Below are 25,537 nucleotides of genomic sequence, written 5' to 3'. Positions count from 1 at the left end.
TCCCGGACCGCGCGACAAGGAGCAATCCCGCGATGCAGCAGCTCAGTGGCAGACTGGCCCTGGTCACCGGTGGAGCCAGGAACATCGGCCGGAGCGTGGCCAGGGTCCTCGCCGAGCGTGGTGCCCACGTCCTGGTCAACTACTTCCACTCCCACGACGAGGCCCTGCGCACCCGCGCGGAACTCACCGCCCTCGGCGCCCGTGTCGATCTGATCAGGGCCTCCGTGGCACGGCAGGACCAGGTCGACCGGATGTTCGCCGAGATCGACGAACGCTTCGGCCATCTCGACATCCTGGTCAACAACGCGGCGAACGGGGCGCTGCTCCCGCTCGACCGGATCACCGACGCCGCGCTCGACAAGGCCCTCGACACCAACTACAAGGGCAGCCTGCGCTGTGCCCGGGCGGCGGCGCCGCTGATGGCCCGGCGAGGCGGCGGATCGATCATCCAGATGTCGGCTCTCGGCAGTTCGCAGATGGTGATGGCCAACTACCTTGCGTGCGCGCCGGCGAAGGCCGCCGTCGAGGCCGTCACCCGTTATCTGGCCGTGGAGTTCGCCCCGCTCAACGTCAGGGTCAACACCGCGTCCGCGGCCATGCTGGTCAGTGAGGTGGCCGACGCGTTCCCGGACGCCGAGGCGATGCAGAAGGTCGTCCGGGACGCCACTCCGCTGGGCCGACTCGGCTCGCCGGAGGAGTTCGCCGCCCTCGTGGCCTTCCTCGCCTCCGACGACTCCCGCTGGATCACCGGCCAGACCGTTCTCGCCGACGGGGGACTGTCTCTGGGAGCGGCCCTTCTGTCGCCACCGCGCGGAGAGCGGGGGATCGAGCGGGGGCCGGAGCAGGGTGACCCGGCGGCGGAGGCCGACGACGACGACGTCGTTGCCGTGAACGCCGAACCGGCGGTGGGCGACGAGGCCGCGTCCGACGACCCCGTGGCCGACGACATCGCCATCGTCGGTATGGGGCTGGCCGTCGCCGGTGCCAACAGCCCCGAGGAGTTCTGGGAGTTGCGCACCAAGGGGGCAGACCTGTTCACCCCCGTGCCCGCCGACCGCTGGGATCGCTCGACCTTCCACTCGGCAGACGCCACGGCGCTCGACAAGTCGTACCAGGACACATGCGTCTTCATCACCGACTTCCAGCCGGTGACCGGAGCCGCCGAGACGATGGACACGACGGGTGGTGACACGGACGGCGCGGCAGACCAAGAGCTGACGACCACCTGGCTGCGCCACAGCCTGGTGCAGGCGCTGCGCGGCGTACGGCGCGATCCGTCCGCCCGTCATTCCTTCCTGGTGGGCTACACCCCCGACGGCAGCCAGCACCTCGAGGAGGCCGGCGTCCTCGCGGGCACGGACGCACGGGCCCGGCGCGTGGCCGACTCGCTCGACCTCACCGCGCCACAGCGTGGCCACCTCCTGAACGCGGTCCACGACACCCTGGCCCGGCGGTACCGGCGCGGTGCGCACGCCCCGGAGCGGTTCCTGCCGCATCGAGTCGGTCAGCTCGCGATGGCGGGCGTCCTGCCTGCCGACACCGAGTTGCAGATGATCGACACCGCCTGCTCGTCCTCGCTCTACGCCATCGACCTCGGCGCCAAGGGCCTGTTGAGCGGCAAGCACGACATCGCCGTCTGCGGCGGCGCGTTCGCGCTCGCCCCGCGCGGCACCGTGCTGTTCTCGAAGCTGCAGGGCCTGTCCCGGCGCGGGGTGGTCCACTCGCTCGACGCGGACGCGGACGGCGTGGTCTTCGCCGACGGCGCGGGCGTCGTCGTGATGAAGCGGCTCAGCGACGCGCGACGCGACGGCGACCACGTCCTCGGCGTGCTCAGATCGGTCGGAGCCTCCTCCGACGGCCGGGGCAAGGCGATCTACGCGCCGAACCCGTCCGGCCAGGACCTCGCCGTCCGCTCCGCCTTCTCCGAGGGCGGCTCGCCCGCCGACGTCGACTGGATCATCGCGCACGCCACGGGCACCCCGGCCGGGGACCTCGCCGAGTTCAGCACGCTCCGCGAGCACTTCGGCAGGGTACGACCGGCGTACGTCACCTCCAACAAGTCCCTCATCGGACACACGGGCTGGGCGGCCGGCGTGGTGTCCGTCATCGAGGCGCTGCTGGCCATGGAGCACGGCACGATTCCGAAGCAGTTCCGGTTCACCCGGGCGCCCGAGTCGTTCGGCCTGGACGACACCCTCCTGGAGATCCCGACCGAGAACGTCACCTGGCCCGCGTCGGACGGCCGGCCCCGTACCGTCGCCGTGTCCGGCTTCGGCTTCGGCGGTACCAACGCGCATCTCCTCCTGCAGGAACACCGCGGGCGGGAACGCCGCCCACGGGCCCTGCCTCCCGCGGCGCCCGCCGGCACCGGAGACCGGGTGGTCGTCGTCGGATGGTCGGCGCACGTCCCCGGCCTCGACCGGGACGGTGTCGTCGAGTGGATCGCCGGGCGCGGCAGCGGACCGGCCGACAGCTTCGGCTCCGCCTACCCGACGCCGCCCCTGCACCGGGTACGGCTGCCTCCCGCGACGGTCCGCACCATCGACCGCTGCCAGCTGATGATCCTGGAGTGCGCCCACGACCTGCGCGGTCGGCTCACGGAGTTCTGGGACAGCACCACCGCCTCGGCGGGTGTGTTCGTCGGTCACATGGGCCCCACCCGGGCGGCCATGCTGTACGCCAACCGCTGCTTCCTCGACGACATCGGGAAAGCCCTCACCGAGGACCCGGCCACGGCGGCGCTGCCCGGACTGCCCGAGCTGCTGACGGGGCTGCGGCAGCTCGTGCGCGACGAGATACCGGCGTCGAACGAGGACGCGTTCCCCGGCATGATGCCCAACGTCATCTCGGCCCGGGTCGCCAACTACTTCGACCTCAAGGGCCCCAACATCACCCTCGACTCCGGGTACGCCTCGAGCCTCACCGCCGTCGAGACGGCCGCGCGCTACCTCCGGTCCGGCCGGCTGGACTTCGCCCTGGCGGGCGGGATCAACGGCAACAGCCTCCCGGAGTACGCGACCCTGCTGGCCGGGCTCCCCGAGGGCGGGCCCGGTGCGGAACTCTCCGAGGGCGCCTTCATGTTCGCCCTCACCACCGAGTCCCGGGCCCTCGCGGAGGGGCTGCCGATCCTCGGCCGGATCGCGGACCTCACGGTCGGTGACATCCCGCCCGGCGACCGCGGCGTCGACCTCCTGCCGCCCCCGACGCCCAAGAGCTCCGCTCAGGCGGGGCCGGCCGCGCCCCCCGCAGCCCGTTACCTCGGCGCCGCCGGTGCCCTGAGTATCCTCCGGGCCCTGCTGGGCAAGCCCGGCACCGTGGGCGTCACCTGTGCGACAGGAGCCCCGAAGAGCACAGTCGGCCTCACCCTCGACATCCCCGCCGTACCCCACCCCGACCCCCTGCCCGCCCGCCGCTCCCAGCCATCACCACCGCCTGTCGCGACCCCCGCCGTCGCGTCGGCCCCCCGCGGCGAGCCGCGGCCCGGGCCCCTGCCCGTCCGCCGCCCGCGGCCATCGGCACCCGACCTCTCCCTCCGGGCGGCGCGCTCCGGGGCGTTCCAGCTGCCCGCAGTCTTCCTCGATGGAGAGCGGGCGGCCACGGGGGACGCGCTTGAGACGGTTCGTCACGTGGCCGAGCTGACCGAACTGAGCGGACCCGAGCCGCACGAGCGCGTCGACTTTCTGCCTCCCGGTGCCGTCGTCCTGACCGATCTGCCCGACCTGGACGCCGCCCTGCAACACATGCCGCCCGACGTCACTGTCCTGTCCACCGCACCGGCGGGCGCGACCGGGACCCGCCGGCACCACCTGCCGGAGCCCACCGCGGAGGCGGTGCGCGCGGCCCTCGCCGACCACGGCCCCGTACGGCATCTGCGGATCGTCACCGACCTCGCCCGCCCGGCACCGCTGGACGGCTCCACCGGCACTCCGGACGGCCTCGTCCCCTCCCTCACCGCCCTGCACGACGTGGCGTTCCTCGTACTGCAGGCCGCCCACCCGGACTTGGCGACCTCCGGCGCTTCGTTCCTCACCCTCCTCCTCGGCGCCGTCACCGACGGTGTTCCGCACCCCTGCACCGGCCTGTTCTCCGGGCTGGTCAAGTGTGCGGGCCTGGAGCTGCCCGACGCCCTGGCGTTCCTGCTGGCCACCGACGAACGGGAGCCGCACACGGGCGCCCTCCTCGTGGAGCGGGAGACACGGGCCGTACGCACCTTCCCCGTCGTCATCCACCTGGACGGCCGGCGCCACGCCCCCGCGCTCCGGCCGGAGAAGGCCCTCCCGGACGCCGAGGGCCGCGGGACCGTCGCGGCCCGCCTCGGCCTCGACTCCGTGGTGGTCGCCGTCGGCGGTGCCCGCGGCATCACGGCCGAGGTGGTCACCGCACTGGCCGAGCACTTCGCCCCGCGGGTCTATCTGCTCGGCAGCAACCCGCTGGACGACTACCCCGACGACGTGTTCGACGGCAGCGACGACACCTTCGCCGCCGGCCGACAGGCGTACATCCGCGAGCACCTCGCGGCCGGCGGCCGCACGGTGGCGGACATCAACCGCGCCTTCGACCGGCTGCTGGACGCACGCGCCGCCCGCCGCACCATCCGCCGCCTGGAAGAATTCTGCGGACCCGGCCGGGTCACCTACCTGACCTGCGACGTCCGGGACGAGGCAGCGGTCGCGCGGACCGTGGACCGGATACTGGCGGAGCAGCCCTCCGTGGACCTGCTCATCAACGCGGCCGGACGCAACAGGTCCGCCCTGATCAAGGACAAGGACTTCGCCGAGTTCCGGGCGATCCGGGACCTGAAGACCCTCGGCTACCGCAACCTCAAGCGCGCGTTCGCCCGCAGGCCGCCGACGACCTGGTGCAACTTCGGCTCGCTGCTCGGTCACTTCGGTCAGCTCGGCGAGCCCGACTACGCGGCCGGCAACGACTACCTGGCGACGGCCGCGGCCTCGGCCGCCGCGCAGGGCACCGACGAGTTCACCATCGGCTGGACGCTGTGGGACGGCGTCGGCATGGGAGCCGGCGAACTGACCAAGGCGTACTTCAAACGCGCCGGGTCCTACAGCCACATGCCGGTCGGCGAGGGCGTCCACCACTTCCTGCAGGAACTCCACGCGGACCGCCGCAGGGCGTCCGTGGTGCACATCGGCGCGGCGGAACGGGAGACCGTCGAGCGTTTCTACCCCGGCTATCTGGCGACCGGCGCCGCCCTGCCCGGCGTACCCGGCAAGGGCACCTTCTACCTGCGCCGGCCGGTCTCCGCGGACGCCGACTCCACGGTCTTCGACTGCACCTTCGACCTGGGCACCGACGGCTACCTCGCCCACCACACCGTCGGTGGCGTACCGACCCTTCCGGGCACGTTCGTCGTGGAGATCGCCGTCGAGGCGGCACGCCATCTGGTGCCCGGCTGGAAGGCCCTCGCCCTGGAGGACCTCCGGTTCGACAACTTCCTGCGCGTCCATGCGGGCGTCCGCTCCGCGCCCAAGAAGATCACCGGCCGGGTGGTGGACCGCGGGGACGACCTCACCGTGGTCGACGTGGCCGTCACCGGAGACGTACGAGCCCCCGGCGGCGTCCTGCTGGTCGAGAACAAGGTGCACTTCACCGCACGCGTGCTGCTGCGCCGCGACACCCCCGACGCCCCTTCCTGGGAGCACTGGGACGACGGCGACGACACCCCGGTCGCCGACCCCTACCACGTACCGGCGTCCCCGGTGTCCCTGACGGGCCCCTTCGTCTCCACCGGGCGCACCCGGCTGCACCCCCTCGGCAAACGCTCCCTCTACCGGGCCGCCGTCCCCGACCGGGACCCCGCCCTGTCCCGGTTCCTCACCCCCGCGATCCTGCTGGACGGCCTGGCCCGCACCGGGGTCCTGCACCTGGAGGACGGCCGGCTCGTGCCCATCGCCGCGCCCCTGTCCATCCGCCGGGTGGACCTGTACGAGGAGGCCAACGACATCGAACTGACCAGGCGATACGGCCGGCTCCACCTGTACGCCACACCGCCCGCGTTCGACATGACGGGGCCCGCGCCCCACAACCGGTTCGTCGCCGTGACACCGGACGGCCGGGTCGTCGCCCAGATGCAGGACATGACCGCCACCGTCGTCGGATATGCGGACGCGGTCTCCGGGCGTCTGTACTCCCCGGACAAGCAGCCGCTGTCCGACCCCGCCGACACCGAGACGCTCAGGAAGGCCGGCTGATGCGGCACCGAACGACGATCACCGATCCCGGTGGGAAGCAGCAAGAGCAGGCCCCGGGCCCCACCGGCAGTGTGCTGTTCGGCGCGCTCAGCAGCTTCAGGAAGGACACCCTGCGCCTGCTGACGGAGCTCCAGCGTCAGTACGGCGGCGTGGTTCGGATGAAGATGGGTCCCTACCTGGTCCACCAGGTCACCGACCCCGAGGCGGTCAAACACGTCCTGCAGGACAATGCGCGGAACTACGTGCGCGGAAGGTTCTACCGGGGCTTCAACCTGTTCTTCGGCCGGGGCATGCTCACCACCGACGGCGCCGAGTGGCGGACCCGGCGTGCGGTCAGCCGGCCCTTCTTCCACCGGGCCGCGCTGCGCGCACGGTCCGCCACCGTCACCGACACGGTGGAGGAACTGCTGGACCGATGGGAGCCCCACGCGCGCAGCGGCCAACCCGTCGACATCACCGACGACATGATGTGGCTGGCCATGGGCGTCCTGGGCCGCATGATGTTCGGCGTCGACCTGCGCCCGTACGCCGACCGGCTGTTGCCCGCGGTCCGCTTCTCCCTGAAGGCCATGATCCTCACCGGCGAGGTCAAGCAGATGCTGCCCCGCTGGGTGCCGACTGCGTACCAGCGCAGGCTCAAGCGGCACCAGCGGACCCTCAACGACGTCATGGACGAGATCATCGACCTCCACCGGTGCGGCGGGGGCAGCCCCGACAGTGTGGTGGCCGCCCTCCTGAAGGCGACCCACGAGGTCACCGGAGAACCGTTCACCCAGCGGCAGATACGCGCCGAGCTCAAGACCCTGTTCCTCGCCGGCCATGAGACCACCGGCTGCGCCCTCGCCTGGACCCTTCACGCGATCGCCCGGCAGGAGGACGTCCGCACCCGGCTCGACGCCGAAGTGACCACGGTGCTCGGCGGCCGGGTGCCCACGGCCGAGGACGTCGACGACCTGCCGTATCTGCGCGCGGTCGTCGACGAGTCGCTGCGCCTGTATCCGCCGATCTGGCTGTTCCCCCGGGACACCGTCGCCGACGACCGCATCGGCGGCCACCACGTCCCGGCCGGCAGCACGGTGCTCGTCCCGGTGTACGCCGCCCACCACAACCCCGACGTCTGGGACGACCCCGAGGCCTACGCTCCGGAGCGGTTCTGCCCCGCGCACGCGGGCCGCGGTGCCGACGGCGCCGGCCGGGCCGGGGGGACGCCGCGGCAGCGCGACCGCTACGACTACTTCCCCTTCGGCGGCGGCGCCCGCAAGTGCATCGGCATGGACCTCGCCCTGCTGGAACTGCGGCTCGCGGTCGCCATGGTGGTACAGCGCTACCGGCTCCAGCCGGCCGAGGGCCACCCGGCACGGCCCACGGCGCTGGTCTCCCTGCGCCCGCAGCCCGGTGTCGTCGTGCACATCAGGCACCACAGCCCGGGGGAGCGGAAGGCCCCCGCGGCATGAGCCGTCTCGCCCCGGCGCACCCCACGGCGACCCGCCCGGTGGCGCCGGTCCACCGCGTCCGCTGGCGGACCGTGGCCGAACCCGACCTGCCCCCGCCCGCGCCGGTCCTGCGCGGGGCCAAGGTCCTCGTGCTCGGCGGAACGCCGCCGCTCGCCCGGGCCGTCACCGAGGCCCTGCGCGCCGCCGGCGCCGTCGCCCGCGTCGCCGGGGACGGGATCTGGCCGGTGCCGGGCGAGGTGCCCGACGGCCTGCTGGACCTGGGCCACGCCGAGCCCTTCGTACCCGGGGAACACCATGGCTACCGTCGTGCGCTGCTGCGCTCGGTGACCGCGTTGCGGGCCTGCTATCCGCACTGGCGCAAGGAACGGGACGCGCGCCGCCTGTTCTACATGGCCGTCACCTACCTCGGCGGATCCATGGGGTACGACACCTCCGACGAGCCGTCGGCGGTGCAGCCGCTGGGCGGGGTCTGGGCCGGCCTCGCCAAGACGGTGCACCGGGAGATCCCCAACTGCAACATCCGCGTCGTGGACACCAGCCTCACCGATCTGGCGGACCTGCCCCGGCGGATCACTCGGGAGCTGTACCGCTGGGGCCCGTTCGAGATCGGTCACCGGGCCGGGCGCCGCCGCACCCTTCAGGCGGTCCAGGAGGAGGCCGGCCCGTCGCAGGTGTCCCTGGGCGCCGGAGACCTGGTGCTGCTCTCGGGCGGCGGACGCGGCATCGGCTGGCGGCTCGCGCGGACGCTGGCGGCCCGCCACGGCTGCGCGGTGGTCGTCACGGGGCGCGCTCCGCTGCCCGGCGCGGACGCCCCGTCCCGGACGCGCGACGACGAGCGGTTCACGGCGTACGAGCGGAGCCTGTGGGCGCGGCGGCGCCAGGGGCGCCCACTGGCCGATGTGCGCGCCGCGATCGACGCAGCCCGGCGCGACCGGGAGCTGATCCGCCACCTGGACGAGGCTCGAGAGGAGGGATTGCGCATCTCCTACGAGGTGTGCGACGTCACGGACCCCGATCAGACCGCGGCCCTCGTCGCCCGGTACGGGACGGCGATCACCGCTGTCGTGCACAACGCGGGCGTCGACACGCCGGCCCGGCTGCCCAAGAAGACCGACGAGGACTTCCTTCGCACCGTCGCCACCAAGGTCGACGGCTTCGTCAACCTGTTCTCCGCCGTACGCGGGCTGCCTCTGAAGTTCTTCTGCAACGTCGGTTCCCTCACCGGTCGGCTCGGCGGCATGGTCGGCCAGCTCGACTACGCCGCCGCCAACGACGGACTCGCCCGTCTCGGCCTCTGGGCGCAGACCCGGGTCGCCTTCCCCGTCATGACGCTGTGCTGGCCCACCTGGGACCGGCTGGGCATGGTCGCCAACTTCGAGGCCACTCTGCGCTACATGGCCGCGCTCGACGTGACGGAGGGCATCGACCTGTGGACGCGGGAACTGACGGCGGGCTCCCGCGGCGAGATCACCTACGTCGGCCCGCTGGGCCGTGCCCTCGGTCCGCAGCAGAGCCGCGGATACCGCGTGAGCGCGGACCTGCCGGGCCACCGTGAGCTGCTGTCGGCGGTCTTCCATCTGGGCGAGCCGCGTACACATGTGCCGCATGCGGAACAGACCGCGCTGATCACCCTGGACCGCGCGCACGCTCCGGTCCTCACCGACGTACTGGTCGGTGAGGAGGCGGCACTGCCGGTGTCGTTGCTGCTGGAGAACGCGGTGCGGGGCGCGGCCTGGGTGCAGCCGGAGGACTACGCCCCCCTGACCCTGCGGGGCGTGCGCGACGTACACGTCACCCTCGCGCACCTTCGCCTGCGGCACGGCCGGATCGCCCTGTACCGGTCCGTCACCGCGGGCTACACCGACGGTACCTGGACCGCGGACGTCCACTACCGCACCGCCGACGGCGACCGTCCGGCCGCACGCCTGCGGCTCGTGTACGCCCGCGAGACACAGGACGACGGCCCGCACACCGAGCGCCCGGCGTACGCCCGGCCTCTCGACGGGGACGGGCCGGGCGCGTCGTACGGCCGGCGGCTCGACGGGGACGGCGGCGTGCGGCCGGACGATGGTCTGTCCCTGCGGTGGCCGGGCCTCGTGCTGCGGACGGCCCGCTGGCGCACCGGGCCGCAGGGGACCTGCGAGGCCGAGGTCCTCGAGACCCCGGCCGGCGATCTGTGGGTGCTGCCCAGCTGGCCCGTCAACGCCCTTCCGCTGACCGCCCTGGAGAACACCTTCCGGCGCACGGCCGAGCACTCCCCGGGCCCCGTGCTCACGATCCGCCACATCGACGTACGGGAGGGGATTCCCACGCCGGACCCGGGCGCGGCTCTCGTCGTCCGGGGCAGTCCGCGCTCCGGCTGCTGGACGGTCTCCGGCGCCGGCGGCGACCGCCCCGCCCTCCGGCTTTCTGGTGTCAGCTACCGAGGAGACCTTCGATGACGCAGCCGACCGACCCCGATGTGTCGCTGTCCGACGTCTACCGCCCCGAGTTCATCGACGACCCGTATCCGCTCTATCGGCGGGTCCGTGAGACGGACCCGGTGCTGTGGGACCCGCGGATGGGCGACGTGGGCGCCTGGATGGTCACCGGCTACGACCCCGCGCTGACCGCGCTGCGTGATCCGAGGCTGTCCGCCCGCCGCCCCCAGTGGGATCCGGCGACCGGCACCGAGCAGACCGCGTCCGCCCTGCGCGCCCTGGACGCCCAGGTCTTCGTCAGCGACCCACCGGACCACCAGCGCCTGCGCAGAGCGATGTCCCAGCCGTTCCTGCCACGGGCCGTGGACGCGATGCGCCCCGACCTGGAGCGGGCCGCGCACCGCCTGCTCGACGCGGTCCTGCCCCGTGGCGGTATGGACTTCATGGCGGACTATGCCCTGGCCCTGCCCTCGGAAACGGTGTGCCAGGTCCTCGGCATCCCCGAGGAGGACCGGGACCGGATCTGGAAGTTCATCCTCAGCTGGGGGCTGCTCGTGGACGACGGGCCGTTCGGCAAGGAGAACCCCGAATACCACCTGGCCGGGATCGGGGGGTACATGGACTACTTCCGGCGCCGGCTGGACCTGCGCCGCACCCGGCGCACCGGAGACCTGATGCAGATCGCGCTGGATGCCTGGGACAACGGCGAGTTCCGCAGCGAGGAGGAGCTGCTCGGCAATCTGATCTTCCTGCTGACGGCCGGTCAGACCACGACCGCCCACCAGATCGGCAACACGGTGCTGGCGCTGCTGTCCCAACCGGACGTGTACACCACCGTGGCCGCCGATCCGTCCCTCGTGCCGGCGGCCACGCCCGAGTTCATGCGGTACGACAGTTCGGTGCAGCTGACCCGTCGGCGGGCGACGGAGCCGGTCGAACTCGGCGGCCGGACCGTCGATGCGGGCCAGGAGGTGTTCGTCTGGATCGGCGCGGCCCATCGCGACCCGGAGGCCTTCCCCGACCCCGACCGGATCGATCTCCACCGGCCCCGCAACACGAACCTCGCACTGGGGCACGGTGCCCACTACTGCCTGGGCGGCCGGCTGGGCCGGCTCGTCAACGAGATCGCCGTACAGGTCTTCCTGGAACGGGTGGCCCGGCCGAAGGCCGACACGTCCGGTGTCCGGCGTGCCCGCACTCCTACGTTCCGCGGTCCTCACGTCATGCCGATGACCTTCGAGGCGAAGAAGACCTCATGAGTACGGCCGGCCAGGGCGACAGAGATCAAGCTCTCCCAGGGGGCCGAGCCGGGCCTGGGCGGGATGTTGCCCGGTGCGAAGGTGACGCCGGAGATCGCCGAGATCCGCGGCATCCTCCAGGGCAAGGACTGCGCCTCGCCGTCGCGCCGCACCGCGTTCAGCGACGTCGGCTCGATGCTGGACTTCGTCGAACTGATCGCCGCCGAGACCGGGGTGCCGGTCGGCATCGGGAGGCGAAGCTGCCGTAGACCCGGGAGAAGCCCATCCGGAAGGGCAGCGACACGGATGCGCAGGGAGCTGACGAAGATTTCGGCGGCCGTCGGCGTGGCCCACCCGGGGCTCGTCACGGCCACGGACATCGAGATACGGACGCCGTCCGGGACGCTCGGCAGCCCTGACAGGCCCTCCCGCGGTGCCGGTCCTGCCGGGGCGGGGCGCCGCCGTCCCGCCCCGGGAGGCTCACGCTGCCGACGGGGCTACTCCACCGCCATCTCGCCCAGCTCCGACCAGCCGTCCTGGTCGACCTTCGTGTTCAGCACGCGCGGCGTGCGGGCCAGGTGGCGGGGCAGCTTGTCCTGGGCGGCGCGGAAGTGCGCGGACTGGACGTGGGCCGCGCCCGCCTCGTCGTCGCGGAAGGCCTCCACCAGGACGTATTCCGTGGGGTCGTCGAGGCTGCGCGACCAGTCGAACCAGAGGCAGCCGGGTTCCGCCCGGGTGGCCCGGGTGAACTCGCCGGCGATCTGTGGCCACTGGTCCGCGTGTTCCGGGAGTACCTGGAACTTGGCGGTAATGAAGATCATGTGTGTGCCTTCCGTGGTCGCGCGGGCCGGGGACGGAGCGAGTACCTCGCCGTGCGCATCCGTACCCCGTCCCGCGCCGCGGGCACCGTCGGCTCCGCCGGGCGGGTGCGGCCGCCGGCGCTGCCGTCCCGTACGGCGCCGGGGATCAGGCGTTCGCCCGCGTCCGTCCCCGGCCCACCAGCCGCTTCACCAGCGGCCAGGCAAGGAGCAGCACGATCACCGCGTAGACCGTCACCGAGAACGGCGTGTTGACCAGGCCCGACACACTGCCGTCGCTGATCTGCAGGGCGCGGCGCAGCTGCTGCTCGGCGTTCGGGCCGAGGATGACGCCGATGACGGCGGGCAGGATGGGCAGCCCGTAGCGGCGCATGCCGAAGCCGATCAGACCGATGACCAGCAGGATCACCAGGTCGATCACCTCACCGCCGACCGCGTACGCGCCGACCGCCGCGAAGAACATGATCCCCGCGTACAGGTACGGCCGCGGGATCCGCAGCAGCTTGGCCCACACCGGTGCCAGCGGCAGGTTCAGCGCGAGCAGCAGCACCATGCCGACGAAGAGCGAGGCGATCAGACCCCACACCAGCTCGGGCTCGCGTTCGAAGAGCAGCGGGCCCGGCTGGATGCCGTACTGCTGGAAGGCGGCGAGCATGACCGCCGCGACCGCGGTGGTCGGCAGGCCCAGGGTCAGCATGGACACCAGCGTGCCCGCGGCCGAGGCCGACGCCGCCGACTCGGGACCGGCCACACCCTCGATGGCGCCCTTGCCCCACTCGTCCTTGTGCTTGGACAGCCGCTTCTCCGTGACGTACGACAGGAACGTCGGTATCTCCGCGCCGCCCGCCGGGATCGCGCCGAACGGGAAGCCGATGAACGGGCCGCGCAGCCAGGACTTCCAGGTGCGCTTCACGTCACCGCGGCCGAGCCAGGGACGGCCCACCGGGATCGGTTCGGCCGCCCCGCGCCGCAGATGGGCCGCCACCCACAGCGCCTCGCCGATCGCGAACAGGCCGACCGCCACGATCACCACGTCCACGCCGTCGGCGAGTTGCAGCGAACCGAAGGTCAGCCGCTGCTGGCCCGTCATCTGGTCCAGGCCCACCAGGCCGATCGTCAGACCGATCAGCAGCGAGGCCAGGCCTCTGATCCGCGACGAACCGAGCACCGACGTCACGGCGATGAACGCCAGCACCATGATGGCGAAGTAGTCCGGCGCACCGATGTCCACCGCCAGGTCGGCGACCGTCGGCGCCAGCGCCACCAGCAGGACCGTGCCGATCATGCCGCCCGCGAAGTGACCGATGGCCGCGGCCGCCAGCGCCTGTGCGCCGCGCCCCGCCTTGGCCATGGGGTTGCCCTCCATGGCCGCGACCACGGCGGCGCTCTCGCCGGGGGTGTTGAGCAGGATGGAGGTGGTCGAACCGCCGAACATCGCGCCGTAGTAGATGCCGGCGAACATGATGAACGCCGCTACCGGATCCAGCCCGTACGTCACCGGCAGCAGCAGCGCCACGGCCATCGCCGGGCCGATGCCGGGCAGGACGCCGATGGCCGTGCCGAGCAGCACACCGAGGGCGGCCCACAGCAGGTTGAGCGGGGTGAGGGCGGTACCGAACCCGTCCATGAGGGAGTTGAGGGCATTCACGTCAGAGCACTCCCATCAGCGGACCGCCGGGCAGCGGCACGCCGAGCAGCTTGTCGAAGACGACGTAGGTGATCAGGGACAGCACCGCGGCGATCAGCGGATCGCGGTCCACGCGGCGGCTGCCGAGGGCGAAGGCGGCGCCCCAGAAGAGCAGTGCGCCGGCGACGGGGAAGCCGGCCGGCTCGATCAGCGCCGCGGCGCCGAGGAAGATCCCGGAGAGCAGCAGCACCGTGCGCCAGTCGGCCGGTTCGGACAGGTCGATGTCCTCGCCGCCCTCGGCCTCGCCCCGGCCGCCGCGCAACACGTCGACGGCGAGGAGCGCGGCGATCACCAGCAGGCCGATGCCGACCACGACCGGCACGGTCTTGGGGCCGACCGGGCCGCGCTGGGTGATGTCGACGTCCATGGTGAGCGCGTCGGTCAGGACGAGCACACCGAGCGCCAGCAGCAGGACGCACACGCCGAGTTCGGAGTGCTCGCGCAGCCACGAGCGCCGGTCGGCGGCCGTTTCCTCGCGGTCGTCGGGAAGTTCGGTCCGCGTCGTCACAGTCCCAGCTCCTTCAGCACCGACACCACACGCTCGTCCTGCGCGTCCAGGAAGTCGCCGAACTTCTCACCCGTAAGGAAGGCGTCGTCCCAGCCGTTCTGGTCCATGGACTTCTTCCACTCGGGCGAGTCGTGCAGCTCCTCGAACAGGCGGGTCAGCTTGTTGCGCTGCGCCTCGGACAGGCCGGGCGGGGCGACGATGCCGCGCCAGTTGGTGAAGTTCACGTCGTAGCCGGACTCCTTGAGAGTCGGCGCGTCCTCGAGGTCGTCCACCCGCTCGGGACCGGTCACCGCGAGCACCCGCAGCTCGCCGGCCTTGATCTGGTCCAGGTACTCGCCGACGCCGGAGACCCCGAAACCGACCTTGTTGCCGAGGATCGAGGCGAGCAGCTCGCCGCCGCCGTCGAAGGGGATGTAGTTGACCGACTTCGGCTGGATCCCGGCGGCCTGCGCCATCAGCATCGGCGCGAGGTGGTCGGGCCCGCCCGGCGACGAACCACCGCCGACGGGAATCTTGCCCGGGTCCTCCTTCCAGGCGTCGATCAGCTCGTCGATCGTCTTGTACGGCGAGTCCTTGGCGACCACGACGACGTCCTGCTCCTCGGTGAGCCGAGCGATCGGCGTGGCGTCGGCGAGGGTCTTGGGGGCGTGGTTGGAGCGCACGGCGCCCACGACGCCGAGGCCCATGGACATGGCGACCTTGCCGTTGCCGTGCTCGCTCACCAGCCGGCTCAGGCCCACGGTGCCGCCCGCGCCCGGCAGGTTGAACACCTCGATGTTGTGGGTGAGCCCGGCGTCCTCGGCGTTCTTCGCGGCCGTGCGGGCGGTGATGTCGTAGCCGCCGCCGGGCGTGTTGGGAACCATGAAGCGCAGGCCCGGAATCTTGGTGCCGGAACCGGAGTCGTCGCCCGAGGAGAGCAACGGCGGTCCGGCCAGCACGAGCACGGCGGCCCCGAGCAGGGCAAGGGGAGTGCGCAGGCGCACGTATGACACCACCTGTCGGTTGGGTAGAGCGGTACGGGGGGAGCCCTGTGGGGGAGGGTGACGTGGGCCACATGGTGCCCGCGCGTCCGTCGCCTGTCTTCCTTGCGGAACCAAGGGAGGTTGTGTTCATTGCGGTCGCCGGAACCGCGTGACCGACATCGCTGTCGGATCGCCGGTTCATTGCGATGCAGGCACATCCCTTTCCCTTGCCGCAGGTGGGCGCCATGATGGCGTCCCGGCACACCCGCCGGTCACCCCGCCGGTCACCGCATCCCCGCCCCCGCCCCCCGCCCCCAACGTGAGCCGAGAACGAGTCCGCCGTGGCCCCCACCTTCCGCCGTCAGACCCTCGCGGGCGAGATGCTGGTCCTCCAGCTCGCCATCGTCGTGGTCGTCCTGCTCGCGGTCGCCGCCGTCTCGCTCGCCCAGTCCAAAGCCACCTTCAACCGCGTCGAGGGCCGCCGGGTCACCGCCCTGGCCGAACAGCTGGCCGCCACGCCGCTGGTCCGCAGCCAGCTGCTGCGTCCCGTGCCGCAGGAGGCCCTCGCCCCACTGGTCAACTCCACGCAGACCCAGTCCGGGGTCACCTCCGTCACGGTGGCCGACGCCGACGGCCGCGTCGTCAGCTCAACCGACCCCACGCTGATCGGCGTCCGGCTGCCGCGCGGGAAGGGCGCCGGCGTCAGAAGCGGCTGGTCGGGGCCGCTGACCGTGCAGGGCAGCCGGGAACTCGTCGCCCAGGTCCCGGTGCTCGGGGCCACCCGGCAGACCCTCGGCCGGCACCTGGGCACGGTGATGGTCGGCGAGGCCGACCCGACGGTGTGGCAGCGTCTCAGCGGCGCCTCCTCCTACCTCCTCGCCTACCTCGGCATCGCCAGCGGCCTCGGCGTGGCCGGCTCCTGGCTGCTGGCCCGGCGCGTCAAACGGCAGACCCTCGGCCTGGAGCCGCGCGAGATAGCGGGCCTCGCCGAGCACCGGGAGGCCATGCTGTACGGCATCGCCGAAGGCGTCGTCGCCCTGGATCCGCAGCACCGGCTCACCCTGGTCAACGAGATGGGCCGGCGCCTGCTCGACCTGCCCGCCGACTGCGTGGGCCAGAGCCTGGACGGGCTCGGCATCGACGGACGGCTGCGCGACGTCCTCGCCGGTGCCACGTCCGAAGCGGCCGAGCCGCGCGACGAGGTCGTCGTCCGCCACGGCCGGGTCCTGGTCATGAACCGCATGACCGTCACCAAGGACGGCCGCCCGCTCGGCTCGGTCACCACCCTGCGCGACCGCACCGAACTGGCCCGCCTGGAACGGGAGATCGGTTCCTTCCGCAGCACCTCCGAGCTGCTGCGCGCCCAGGCCCACGAGTTCGCCAACCAGCTGCACACCATCTCCGGGCTCATCCAGATCGGCGAGCAGGAGGAGGTGGTGCGCTACATCCGCGGGCTCAACCAGCGCCGCCAGTCCCTGGACGTCACCCTCAGCCGCCGGGTCCGGGACACCGCCGTGGCCGCGCTGATCACGGCGAAGTCCTCCCTCGCGGCCGAACGCCGGGTCGCCCTGCGCGTCTCGGACCGCACGGCGCTGGACCGGCTGGAGCCGGCGGACGCCGCCGACGTGGCGACCGTGGTCGGCAACCTCGTCGACAACGCCGTGGACGCCGCCGCTGCCCCGGGTGACCAGCACGAGGCCTGGGTCGAGGTCGAACTGCGGCAGGATGCCGCGAGCGTCGAGATCGTGGTCCGCGACTCCGGACCCGGCGTGGCGCCCGAACTGGCCCGGGAGGTCTTCTCCCACGGCTTCACCACCAAGGCCGCCCGGCAGGGCGAGCGCGGCATCGGCCTGGCGCTGACCCGGCTGGTCTGCGAACGTCACGGCGGTGAGATCTCGGTGACCAACACCCCCGAGGGGGCCATGTTCACCGCACGCATGACCGTCAGCCACCTCACCGACGCGGTGACGGAAGGAGCAGCACCATGACGGCTACGAGCGGCACGTCCGACGCGACCGCCCCGACCGCCGCGAACCCGAGGACGCCCCCTGCCGCCGGCCCGATCGGCGTGCTCGTGGTCGACGACGACTTCATGGTGGCCCGCGTCCACCGCGCGTTCGTCGAACGGGTCGAGCCCTTCCGGGTCGTCGGGGTCGCCGGCACCGGGGAACAGGCGCTCACCGCCGTCGGCGAGCTGCGCCCCGACCTGGTCCTGCTGGACCTGTACCTGCCGGACGTCTTCGGCCTCGACGTCATCCCGCGGCTGCGCGCCGCGGGGCACGACTGCGACGTCATGGTCATCAGCGCGGCCCGCGAGGCGGACGCGGTGCGCGGCGCCGTGCGGCAGGGCGTGGTCGACTACCTGCTCAAACCGTTCGAGTTCGAGGACCTGCGGATCCGGCTCGAGCGCTACGCCGTCCAGCGGGGCCGGCTGCTCGGCACGGTCGTGCGCAGCCAGGCCGACGTCGACCGCGTGCTGGCCGGAGCCGCGGCGCAGGCGGCCACGGCCCCCGCGCTGCCCAAGGGCATGAGCGTGGAGACCGCCGAACTCGTCGAGCGCACCCTGCGTGAGGCGGACGGCACCCTGTCCGCCAGCGAGTGCGCGGCGCTGACCGGCATCTCCCGGGTGAGCGCCCGCAGGTACCTGGAGTACTTCCACACCGTGGGCAGCGCGGAGGTCTCCCTGCGCTACGGCGTGGCCGGGCGGCCCGAGCGCCGCTACCGCTTCCGGGGCGCGGTCACCGGCCTGGCGCTCCCGCGCGCAGGGCGTCCATGACGAAGTCGAGGAACCGGGTGACCCGCGGCTGCCAGTCCTCGCCGGGATCGATCAGCCAGAGGCCGCCGATGACGAGGAAGAAGTCGTCCGCGGAGACGCCGGGGCGGATGGTGCCGGCCTCCTCGTTGGCGCGCAGCAGAAGTGCGGCCGCGTCCGTCACCGGGGCGGGTTCCGGTTTCGCCGGTCCCCCCGGCGCGCTCGTGACCAGACGGATCGCGTCCGCCAGTCCGACCTTGGTCATGGCGAACCGGGCGAGGTGGTCCAGCCACTCGCGCAGGGCGCGCTCGGGGTCCCGCGTGGCCAGCAGCTCGGGCGCGGCGCCGGCCACCTGCGCCATCTCGTAGCGGTAGACCTCCAGGACGAGCGCCTCGCGGTGCGGGAAGTTGCGGTAGAAGGTGCCCTGCCCGACGCCCGCCTTCTTGGCGATGGCACTCAGCGGGACGTCCGCACACCGCGTCAGCTCCTCCGTGGCCACGCGCAGGATGCGCTCGCGGTTGCGCTGTGCGTCCGAGCGCAGAGGCGTGTCCGCCTTGTCCCTCTTCGACGGCGACACCCGTCCTCCTTCCGGGTTCGTGGCCGAATCCCGTCCTTGCTGACCGGACAACTGTCCGTTACGTTTTCCAGTGAGCGGACAGTTGTCCGGTTCCCCGCCCAGTCTAGCGGCGGACGCGGCCGGAAGAACCGGCCGGTGGCCGACCGGCCACGGACGACCCCCACTGCCTACAGCCCATTTTCTCCCTGTCAACAGACATCCCCCTGTCACGGACACCAAAGAAGGCTGACCATGGCCCCAGCGCCCTCGTCGACGTCCAGCGCCGTCACCCTGAACATCAACGGCGAGAAGCACCTGCTGACCGTCGACCACCGCACCACCCTGCTCGACGCCCTGCGCGAGCGCCTGGATCTCACCGGTACCAAGAAGGGCTGCGACCAGGGCCAGTGCGGCGCCTGTACCGTCCTGGTCGACGGGCGCCGCGCCGTCTCCTGCCTGAACCTCGCCGTCGCCGCCGAGGGACGCGAGATCACCACCATCGAGGGCATGGCCGACGGCGACCGGCTGCACCCGGTCCAGCAGGCCTTCCTCGACCTCGACGGCTACCAGTGCGGCTACTGCACACCCGGGCAGATCTGCTCGGCGATCGCCGTCATCGAGGAGCACGCGGCCGGCTGGCCCAGCGCCGCCACCGAGGACGTACGTCCCGAGGCCGGGCCGCCACCCCTGACGCCGGACGAGATCCGCGAACGGATGAGCGGCAACCTGTGCCGCTGCGGCGCCTACGTCTCCATCGTCCAGGCGGTCACCCGCGCGGCCGAGGCCCACCGGGCAGCCGCCCGTGACGACGACGGCGCCCCGGCCGAGACGGTGAAGGAGGCGGCGGCATGAGGGAGTTCGGATACCAGCGCGCCGACGACGTCTCCGGTGCCGTGGCACTGCTCGCCGCCGACCCGGACGCCCGCTTCCTCGGCGGCGGCACCAACCTCGTCGACCTGATGAAGTCCGGCGTCGAACGCCCCGCCCGGCTCGTCGACGTCCGTGAACTCCCCCTGGACGGCATCGAGGAGACCGCGGACGGCGGTCTGCGCATCGGCGCCACGGTCACCAACAGCGACCTCGCCGCCCACCCCGAAGTGCGCCGCCGCTACCCGGCCCTGACCCAGGCGGTGCTGGCCGGTGCCTCCGGCCAGCTGCGCAACATGGCCACCGTCGGCGGCAACCTCCTCCAGCGCACCCGCTGCGGCTACTTCACCGACCTCAGCAAGCCCTGCAACAAACGCGCCCCCGGCAGCGGTTGCCCCGCGATCGCCGGCGAGCACCACAACCACGCCGTCCTGGGCGCCTCCGACCACTGCGTGGCAGTCCACCCCTCCGACATGGGCGTGGCGCTCGCCGCCTTCGACGCCGTCGTCGGCTACGAAACCCCCGACGGCCCGGGCGAGTTGCCGCTCGCCGACTTCTACCTCCCCGTCGGCGACACCCCGCACCGGGAGACCGCCCTGCCGCCCGGCGCACTGATCACCGGCGTCGCCCTGCCGCCCGCCCCGGTCGCCGCCCGCTCCCGCTACCGCAAGGTGCGCGAACGCGCCTCGTACGCCTTCGCGATCGGCTCGGTCGCCGCCGCACTCGACATCGAGGACGGCATCGTGCGCGAGGCCCGGCTGGCCTTCGGCGCGGTCGCCTCGCGGCCCTGGCGGGCCCGCGCGGCCGAGGCCGTGCTGACCGGAGCACCGGCCGACGGCAAGACCTTCGCCGCCGCCGCGGACGCCGAACTCGCGGCCGCCAGGCCGCTGTCCGAGAACGGATACAAGGTGACCCTCATGCGCAACCTCGTCGTGGCCGTCCTGACCGAACTCGCCGGGGAGGCCGCCCGATGACGACCGCCACGACCGGCCGCACGACGGCCCAAGGCTCCGTCGGCACCGCCCACACCCGCGTCGAGGGCCGCGACAAGGTCACCGGAGCGGCCCGCTACGCCGGCGAGATCCCCTTCGCCGACCTCGCGCACGGCTGGCTGGTGCTGTCCACCGTGGCCCGCGGCCGGGTCCGTTCCATCGAGACCGAGCCCGTCCTCGCCATGCCCGGCGTACTCGCCGTCCTGCACCACGGCAACGCCCCGCGCGTCGACACCGACTACATCGGCCTGCTGGGCATCCCGCCGGACCCCACGGCCGCCGTCTTCCAGCAGGACCGGGTGCACCACGCGGGCTGGCCGGTCGCACTCGTCGTCGCCGAGACGTCCGAGCAGGCCCGGGAGGCCGCCGAGGCCCTCGTCGTCGCCTACGACGAGGAACCGCACGACACCGAACTCACCACCGGCCACCCGGGTGCCCACCCGGCCGGCGGCGTCATGCCCGGCGAGACCGCCAAGGGCGACCTGGCGGCCGGCCTCGCCGCGTCCGCCGTCGTGGTGGACGAGGAGTACACCACTCCCGAGGAGCACCACAGCATGATGGAGCCGCACGCCGCCACGGCCCTGTGGGACGGCGGCCGGCTGGAGGTCGTCGACTCCAACCAGGGCACCACCTGGATCCAGGGCGAACTGGCCAACATGTTCTCCCTCGAGGCGTCCGCGGTCCGGGTGCGCTCCGAACACATCGGCGGCGGCTTCGGCAGCAAGGGCCTGCGCGCCCACCAGGTCGCCGCCGTGATGGCCGCGACCGAACTGCAGCGGCCGGTACGCGTGGTGATGACGAGGCGTCAGATGTTCTCGCTGGCCGGCTACCGCAGCCCCACCGTCCAGCGCGTACGGCTCGGCGCCGACGCCGACGGCCGGCTGCGCGCCCTGGAGCACCGCTCGCTGAACCAGACGTCCACCGTCTACGAGTTCGTCGAGCCCAGCGCGGGCGTGGCCCGGGTGATGTACGACGCCGACGCCCACCACACGGCCAACGAGGTCACGCCGCTCGACGTGCCGTCGCCGACGTTCATGCGCGCGCCGGGCGAGGCGCCGGGGTCCTTCGCCATCGAGTCCGCCCTCGACGAACTCGCCGAGCGCTGCGGCGTCGACCCGATCGAGCTGCGCCTGCGCAACGAGCCCGAGGTCGGCCCGGTGTCCGGCCTGCCGTTCAGCAGCCGCAACCTGGACGCCTGCTTCCGTGAGGGTGCCCGGCGGTTCGGCTGGGCCGAGCGCGACCCGCGCCCCGGGGTGCGCCGCGACGGACGCTGGCTGCTGGGCACGGGCACGGCCGCCGCCTCCTTCCACTCGGGCGCCGGCCCCTCCACGGCCCTGATGACGGCCGAGGCGGACGGAACCTTCACCGTGCGGATCGCCGCCGCCGACATCGGCACCGGCGCCCGTACCGCGCTCACCCTGGTCGCGGCCGACGCGCTGGAGGTCGCGCCCGAGCGGGTCCGGGTCCGCATCGGCGACAGCGACTTCGGACCGGCGATGATCGCGGGCGGCTCGATGGGCACCCGCTCGTGGGCCTGGGCGATCACGGCCGCGGCCGCCGAACTGCAAGAGCGCCTCGCACTGGGCGCCGACATCCCGGCCGAGGGCATCACCGTACGGTCCGACACCACCGAGGCCCTCGGCGGCCTCGCGCAGAAGGAACGGCACTCCTTCGGGGCGCAGTTCGCCGAGGTCGCCGTGGACACCGCCACCGGCGAGGTGCGGGTGCGGCGCATGCTCGGCATCTTCGCGGCGGGCCGGATCGTCAACCCGCTCACCGCCCGCAACCAGCTCGTCGGCGGCATGGTCTGGGGCATCTCCATGGCCCTGCACGAAGAGGCGGTACGGGACCGGGCGAGCGGCGCCCTGTACGCCCCGGACCTCGCCGGCTACCACGTGGCCACCAACGCCGACGTGGGCGACGTCCAGGCGGACTGGGTGGACGACCCCGACCCGGACGACCCGGTGGGCATCAAGGGCGTCGGCGAGATCGGCATCGTGGGCGCCGCGGCGGCCGTCGCCAACGCGGTGCGCCACGCGACCGGCGTCCGCCACCGGAACCTGCCGATCCGGCCCGACCGCGTGCTGGCGGCGGGGGTGCCCGGGGCCGGGGGCGGCACGGATGCTTGACATCGCCGACGAGCTGAACGGCTGGCTCGCGGAAGGCCGGGAGTTCGCCGTCGCCACCGTCGTCTCCGTCGGCGGCAGCGCACCGCGCGGGCCCGGCGCCGCCCTCGCCGTCGACAGCGGGGGCACGGTGATCGGCTCGGTCTCCGGCGGCTGTGTGGAGGGCGCGGTGTACGAGCTGTGCACCGACGCCCTGCGCAGCGGCGAGACGGTGCGCGAACGCTTCGGCTACAGCGACGAGGACGCCTTCGCGGTCGGGCTGACCTGCGGCGGGGTCGTCGACGTCCTGGTCACGCCGGTCGGCGCCGACGCGCCGTCGCGGGAGGTGTTCCGGGCGGCGCTGGCCACCGCCGCCCGGGGCGGGACCGCGGCCCTCGCCCGGGTCGTGCGGGGCCCGTCCGGTCTGCTCGGCCGGGCGCTGCTCGTCCGCCCCGACGGCACCCACGAGGGCGGTCTCGGCGGCCGTCCCGAGCTGGACCGGACCGCGGCCGCCGAGGCCGGTGCCCTGCTGGACGCCGGACGCACCGGCACGGTCGGGCTGTCGGAGGACGGTTCGCACTGCCCCGGCGGGCTCACCCTGCTCGTCGAGTCCAGCGTGCCGCCGCCCCGCATGATCGTCTTCGGGGCGGTCGACTTCGCGGCGGCGCTGGTGCGGGCGGGGAAGTTCCTCGGACACCACGTCACCGTCTGCGACGCCCGGCCCGTCTTCGCCACGCGGGCCCGCTTCCCGGAGGCCGACGAGGTCGTCGTCGACTGGCCGCACCGCTACCTGCGCAGCACCGCGACCGACGAGCGCACGATGCTGTGCGTGCTCACCCACGACGCCAAGTTCGACGTGCCGCTTCTGACGGAGGCACTGCGGATGCCGGTCGCGTTCGTCGGCGCGATGGGCTCGCGCCGCACCCACGAGGACCGCGACCGACGGCTGCGCGAGGCGGGCCTGACCGAGGACGAGCTCTCCCGGCTCCGCTCACCGATCGGCCTCGACCTCGGCGCCCGCACCCCCGAGGAGACGGCCCTGTCCATCGCGGCGGAGATCGTCGCACTCCGCCGCGGCGGCACGGGCGCCCCCCTGACGGGCGGTGCGACACCGATCCACCGGGAGGTGACGGAGGCGGCCGCCTGAGGGGTGGGGCGGGCCGGGGCGGGACGCCCGAAGGTCAGGGCAGGGTCGACTCGTCGGCCAGGCGCACCGCGCACTCCAGCATCATGGCGTGCACGAAGGCCTGCGGGAGATTGCCGCGGAGCTGGCGCTGGCGTACGTCGTACTCCTCGGCGAACAACCCGGGCGGTCCGCAGGCCGCCCGGGTGCGTTCGAACCAGCGGAACGCGCCGACCCGGTCGCCGACCCGGTGCGTGGCGAGCGCCATCGTGAAGCCGCAGAGCAGGAAGGCCCCCTCGGCGTCCCCGAGCGGCATACCGGGGTGTTCGAAGCGGTACAGGTACCCGTCCTCGGCCAGGCGGGACTCGACGTACGCGCGGGTGGCCGCGTCGCGGTCACCGTCCCCGAACGCGCACCCGCGGGCCATCGGCACCAGCAGCGCGGCCTCCGCCCCGTCGTCGTCCTCGGCCCGCCGCCAGCGGCCGTCGGGGAGCAGGCACCGGCGCCGGGTCTCCCGCAGCACCGTGTCGGCGAGGTCGGCGCACCGGCGCCCCGCGTTCGCGGGCAGTACCTCGGCCATCCGCCGCAGACCGCACACCACGCTCAGCCGGGAGTGGGTCCACCACCGGTCCTCCAGCTCCCACAGACCGGCTTCCGGTTTCGGCCACTGCCGCTCGACGACGTCCACGGCGAGGACCGCGGCCCGTTCCGCTTCCTCGGTCAGCCGGTCGTGCGCGGCCGCCGCGGCGAACAGCTGCAACGCCTCGCCGAAGGTGTCCAGCTGGAACTGGGCACCCGCGTCGTTGCCGACGTGGTCGTTGCCGCCGGGATACCCGGGCAGCCGCAGGGACCGCTCGTGCCCGACCGGCCGGCCGTCGACCGTGTACGCGGGGCGCACCTCGTCGCCGTCCGCGAGGATGCGCTCGGCGACGAAGCGCACGGCGTCGTCGACCAGCGGGTGCGGCCCGTGCGCGGCGACCGCCAGACCGGCATAGCACTGGTCGCGCAGCCACGCGTAGCGGTAGTCGTAGTTGCGCCCGCTGTTGGCCCGCTCCGGCAGGGACGTGGTGGCCGCGGCGACCATCCCCCCGGAGACGCTGGTCAGCCCGCGCAGCACGGCGTACGCGTGGCGGGCGTCGCGGGGCGCGACCAGCCGCGAGCAGTCCGGGACCGCCCGCCGCCACTCCCGTTCCGTGGCCCGCCACAACGCGTCGGCGTCGAGCGGTTCGGTCTCCCGCCCCGTGGACAGTTCCAGGACGAGGTCGTGGGTCTCGCCCTCGCGCAGCCGGAAATCGCCGCACAGCCCGGCCCCGTCCCGCCACACCGCGTCCGGCGCCCCGGCGAGCCGCATCCGCAGGCCCTCCGCCTCGGCCGTCCACACGCCCCGTTCCCGCCGGGGCTCGCGCATCCGGACCTCACCGAAGCCGGGGCGCGGGTCCAGATCCAGGTTCAGCCGGGCCTCGCCCCGCTCCACCCGCATGCGGCGCAGCAGCACGAGGCGGTCCGTGCGGGCCGGCAGGGCCAGGGCCTCGCGGCACTCGACCACGCAGCCCGCGGTCACCCACCGGCTCACCCGGATCAGCGTGCCCTCCTCGTAGGAGCCGCCCCAGACGTGCCAGGGGTCCGCGGGCTCCACGGTGAAGTGACCGGCTCCGCCGATCAGCGCGGAGAACACCGCGTCGTCGTGCCACCGCGGGGCGCACAGCCACACGATCCCGCCCCTGGGATCCAGGACCGCTCCCCGCTCGCCGTCGGCGAGTACGGCGTACTCGCGCAGCGCCCAGGGCGGACACGACGTGTCCGGCGCCGTCGCGCGCTGATCGTCGCTGTCCTCCATGACGCTACG

The 25,537-nt window shown here is 73.1% G+C and carries 16 protein-coding genes and 1 pseudogene; 11 read left to right on the top strand and 6 right to left on the bottom strand.

Annotated elements, in window-relative coordinates:
• The first annotated feature begins 32 nt into the window (after window positions 1-32).
• From ABS735_RS21825 to ABS735_RS21805, 5 genes and pseudogenes are all read left to right on the top strand, one after another.
• Window positions 33-6,209 carry an SDR family oxidoreductase gene (locus tag ABS735_RS21825; protein ID WP_373900935.1) on the top strand — a complete coding sequence of 2,059 codons (6,177 nt, stop codon included), beginning with the start codon at window positions 33-35 and terminating at the stop codon, window positions 6,207-6,209.
• Entirely contained in the window at window positions 6,209-7,663 is a 1,455-nt protein-coding gene (locus ABS735_RS21820) for a cytochrome P450 (protein WP_373900936.1), read from the top strand. The genes ABS735_RS21825 and ABS735_RS21820 overlap by 1 nt, the downstream gene beginning before the upstream one ends.
• On the top strand, window positions 7,660-10,104 hold the full coding sequence (locus ABS735_RS21815) for an SDR family NAD(P)-dependent oxidoreductase (protein WP_373900937.1): 2,445 nt from the start codon (window positions 7,660-7,662) through the stop codon (window positions 10,102-10,104). The genes ABS735_RS21820 and ABS735_RS21815 overlap by 4 nt, the downstream gene beginning before the upstream one ends.
• Window positions 10,101-11,342 carry a cytochrome P450 gene (locus ABS735_RS21810; protein ID WP_373900938.1) on the top strand — a complete coding sequence of 414 codons (1,242 nt, stop codon included), beginning with the start codon at window positions 10,101-10,103 and terminating at the stop codon, window positions 11,340-11,342. Before ABS735_RS21815 ends, ABS735_RS21810 begins: the two co-directional genes overlap by 4 nt.
• Window positions 11,343-11,348: 6 nt before the next feature.
• Window positions 11,349-11,570: pseudogene (locus ABS735_RS21805) on the top strand (glutamate synthase-related protein); the annotation flags it as partial.
• A 248-nt stretch (window positions 11,571-11,818) separates the two neighbouring features.
• Here the strand turns inward: ABS735_RS21805 and ABS735_RS21800 are convergent.
• The 4 genes from ABS735_RS21800 to ABS735_RS21785 form a co-directional block, all read right to left on the bottom strand.
• Complete coding sequence (locus tag ABS735_RS21800; RefSeq protein WP_373900939.1) at window positions 11,819-12,142, bottom strand: putative quinol monooxygenase; 324 nt, start codon at window positions 12,140-12,142, stop codon at window positions 11,819-11,821.
• A gap of 145 nt (window positions 12,143-12,287) precedes the next feature.
• Complete coding sequence (locus ABS735_RS21795) at window positions 12,288-13,787, bottom strand: tripartite tricarboxylate transporter permease (protein WP_373900940.1); 1,500 nt, start codon at window positions 13,785-13,787, stop codon at window positions 12,288-12,290.
• Between the two features lies 1 nt (window position 13,788).
• Window positions 13,789-14,334, bottom strand: coding sequence for a tripartite tricarboxylate transporter TctB family protein (locus ABS735_RS21790; RefSeq protein WP_373900941.1), 546 nt, complete (start codon window positions 14,332-14,334; stop codon window positions 13,789-13,791).
• A complete protein-coding gene (locus ABS735_RS21785; RefSeq protein ID WP_373900942.1) occupies window positions 14,331-15,317 on the bottom strand; it encodes a Bug family tripartite tricarboxylate transporter substrate binding protein in 987 nt (328 codons plus the stop codon). Before ABS735_RS21785 ends, ABS735_RS21790 begins: the two co-directional genes overlap by 4 nt.
• 320 nt (window positions 15,318-15,637) lie before the next feature.
• Between ABS735_RS21785 and ABS735_RS21780 the strand changes: the two genes are divergently transcribed.
• On the top strand, window positions 15,638-17,284 hold the full coding sequence (locus tag ABS735_RS21780) for a sensor histidine kinase (protein ID WP_373900943.1): 1,647 nt from the start codon (window positions 15,638-15,640) through the stop codon (window positions 17,282-17,284).
• Complete coding sequence (locus tag ABS735_RS21775; RefSeq protein WP_373900944.1) at window positions 17,281-18,072, top strand: response regulator; 792 nt, start codon at window positions 17,281-17,283, stop codon at window positions 18,070-18,072. Before ABS735_RS21780 ends, ABS735_RS21775 begins: the two co-directional genes overlap by 4 nt.
• Here ABS735_RS21775 and ABS735_RS21770 read toward each other — a convergent pair.
• The gene (locus ABS735_RS21770) at window positions 18,035-18,625 is read right to left on the bottom strand and encodes a TetR/AcrR family transcriptional regulator (protein WP_373900945.1); all 591 of its coding nucleotides are present in this window, start codon (window positions 18,623-18,625) and stop codon (window positions 18,035-18,037) included. The genes ABS735_RS21775 and ABS735_RS21770 overlap by 38 nt on opposite strands.
• Window positions 18,626-18,856: 231 nt before the next feature.
• Between ABS735_RS21770 and ABS735_RS21765 the strand changes: the two genes are divergently transcribed.
• The 4 genes from ABS735_RS21765 to ABS735_RS21750 are packed head-to-tail and all read left to right on the top strand — an operon-like array spanning window position 18,857 to window position 23,715.
• Entirely contained in the window at window positions 18,857-19,456 is a 600-nt protein-coding gene (locus ABS735_RS21765) for a 2Fe-2S iron-sulfur cluster-binding protein (protein ID WP_373900946.1), read from the top strand.
• On the top strand, window positions 19,453-20,445 hold the full coding sequence (locus ABS735_RS21760; protein WP_373900947.1) for an FAD binding domain-containing protein: 993 nt from the start codon (window positions 19,453-19,455) through the stop codon (window positions 20,443-20,445). Before ABS735_RS21765 ends, ABS735_RS21760 begins: the two co-directional genes overlap by 4 nt.
• Window positions 20,442-22,592: a xanthine dehydrogenase family protein molybdopterin-binding subunit gene (locus tag ABS735_RS21755; RefSeq protein WP_373900948.1), complete on the top strand. Its 2,151-nt coding sequence runs from the start codon at window positions 20,442-20,444 to the stop codon at window positions 22,590-22,592. Before ABS735_RS21760 ends, ABS735_RS21755 begins: the two co-directional genes overlap by 4 nt.
• On the top strand, window positions 22,585-23,715 hold the full coding sequence (locus tag ABS735_RS21750; RefSeq protein ID WP_373900949.1) for an XdhC family protein: 1,131 nt from the start codon (window positions 22,585-22,587) through the stop codon (window positions 23,713-23,715). Before ABS735_RS21755 ends, ABS735_RS21750 begins: the two co-directional genes overlap by 8 nt.
• A 34-nt stretch (window positions 23,716-23,749) precedes the next feature.
• Here the strand turns inward: ABS735_RS21750 and ABS735_RS21745 are convergent, their stop codons facing one another.
• A complete protein-coding gene (locus tag ABS735_RS21745; RefSeq protein WP_373900950.1) occupies window positions 23,750-25,528 on the bottom strand; it encodes a glycoside hydrolase family 15 protein in 1,779 nt (592 codons plus the stop codon).
• Window positions 25,529-25,537 lie beyond the last annotated feature (9 nt).

It is taken from the genome of Streptomyces sp. MMCC 100 (assembly GCF_041538145.2).
In the GTDB taxonomy this organism is placed as follows: Bacteria; Actinomycetota; Actinomycetes; order Streptomycetales; family Streptomycetaceae; genus Streptomyces.
This window is presented reverse-complemented; position numbering and strand designations above follow the sequence as displayed.

Excerpts from the sequence above, each read along its gene's own strand:
- ABS735_RS21755 (WP_373900948.1), top strand. The coding sequence starts at position 20,442 with ATGACGACCGCCACGACCGGCCGCACGACGGCCCAAGGCTCCGTCGGC.
- ABS735_RS21775 (WP_373900944.1), top strand. The coding sequence starts at position 17,281 with ATGACGGCTACGAGCGGCACGTCCGACGCGACCGCCCCGACCGCCGCG.
- ABS735_RS21750 (WP_373900949.1), top strand. The coding sequence starts at position 22,585 with ATGCTTGACATCGCCGACGAGCTGAACGGCTGGCTCGCGGAAGGCCGG.
- ABS735_RS21800 (WP_373900939.1), bottom strand. The coding sequence starts at position 12,142 with ATGATCTTCATTACCGCCAAGTTCCAGGTACTCCCGGAACACGCGGAC.
- ABS735_RS21760 (WP_373900947.1), top strand. The coding sequence starts at position 19,453 with ATGAGGGAGTTCGGATACCAGCGCGCCGACGACGTCTCCGGTGCCGTG.
- ABS735_RS21810 (WP_373900938.1), top strand. The coding sequence starts at position 10,101 with ATGACGCAGCCGACCGACCCCGATGTGTCGCTGTCCGACGTCTACCGC.
- ABS735_RS21815 (WP_373900937.1), top strand. The coding sequence starts at position 7,660 with ATGAGCCGTCTCGCCCCGGCGCACCCCACGGCGACCCGCCCGGTGGCG.
- ABS735_RS21745 (WP_373900950.1), bottom strand. The coding sequence starts at position 25,528 with ATGGAGGACAGCGACGATCAGCGCGCGACGGCGCCGGACACGTCGTGT.
- ABS735_RS21765 (WP_373900946.1), top strand. The coding sequence starts at position 18,857 with ATGGCCCCAGCGCCCTCGTCGACGTCCAGCGCCGTCACCCTGAACATC.
- ABS735_RS21820 (WP_373900936.1), top strand. The coding sequence starts at position 6,209 with ATGCGGCACCGAACGACGATCACCGATCCCGGTGGGAAGCAGCAAGAG.
- ABS735_RS21825 (WP_373900935.1), top strand. The coding sequence starts at position 33 with ATGCAGCAGCTCAGTGGCAGACTGGCCCTGGTCACCGGTGGAGCCAGG.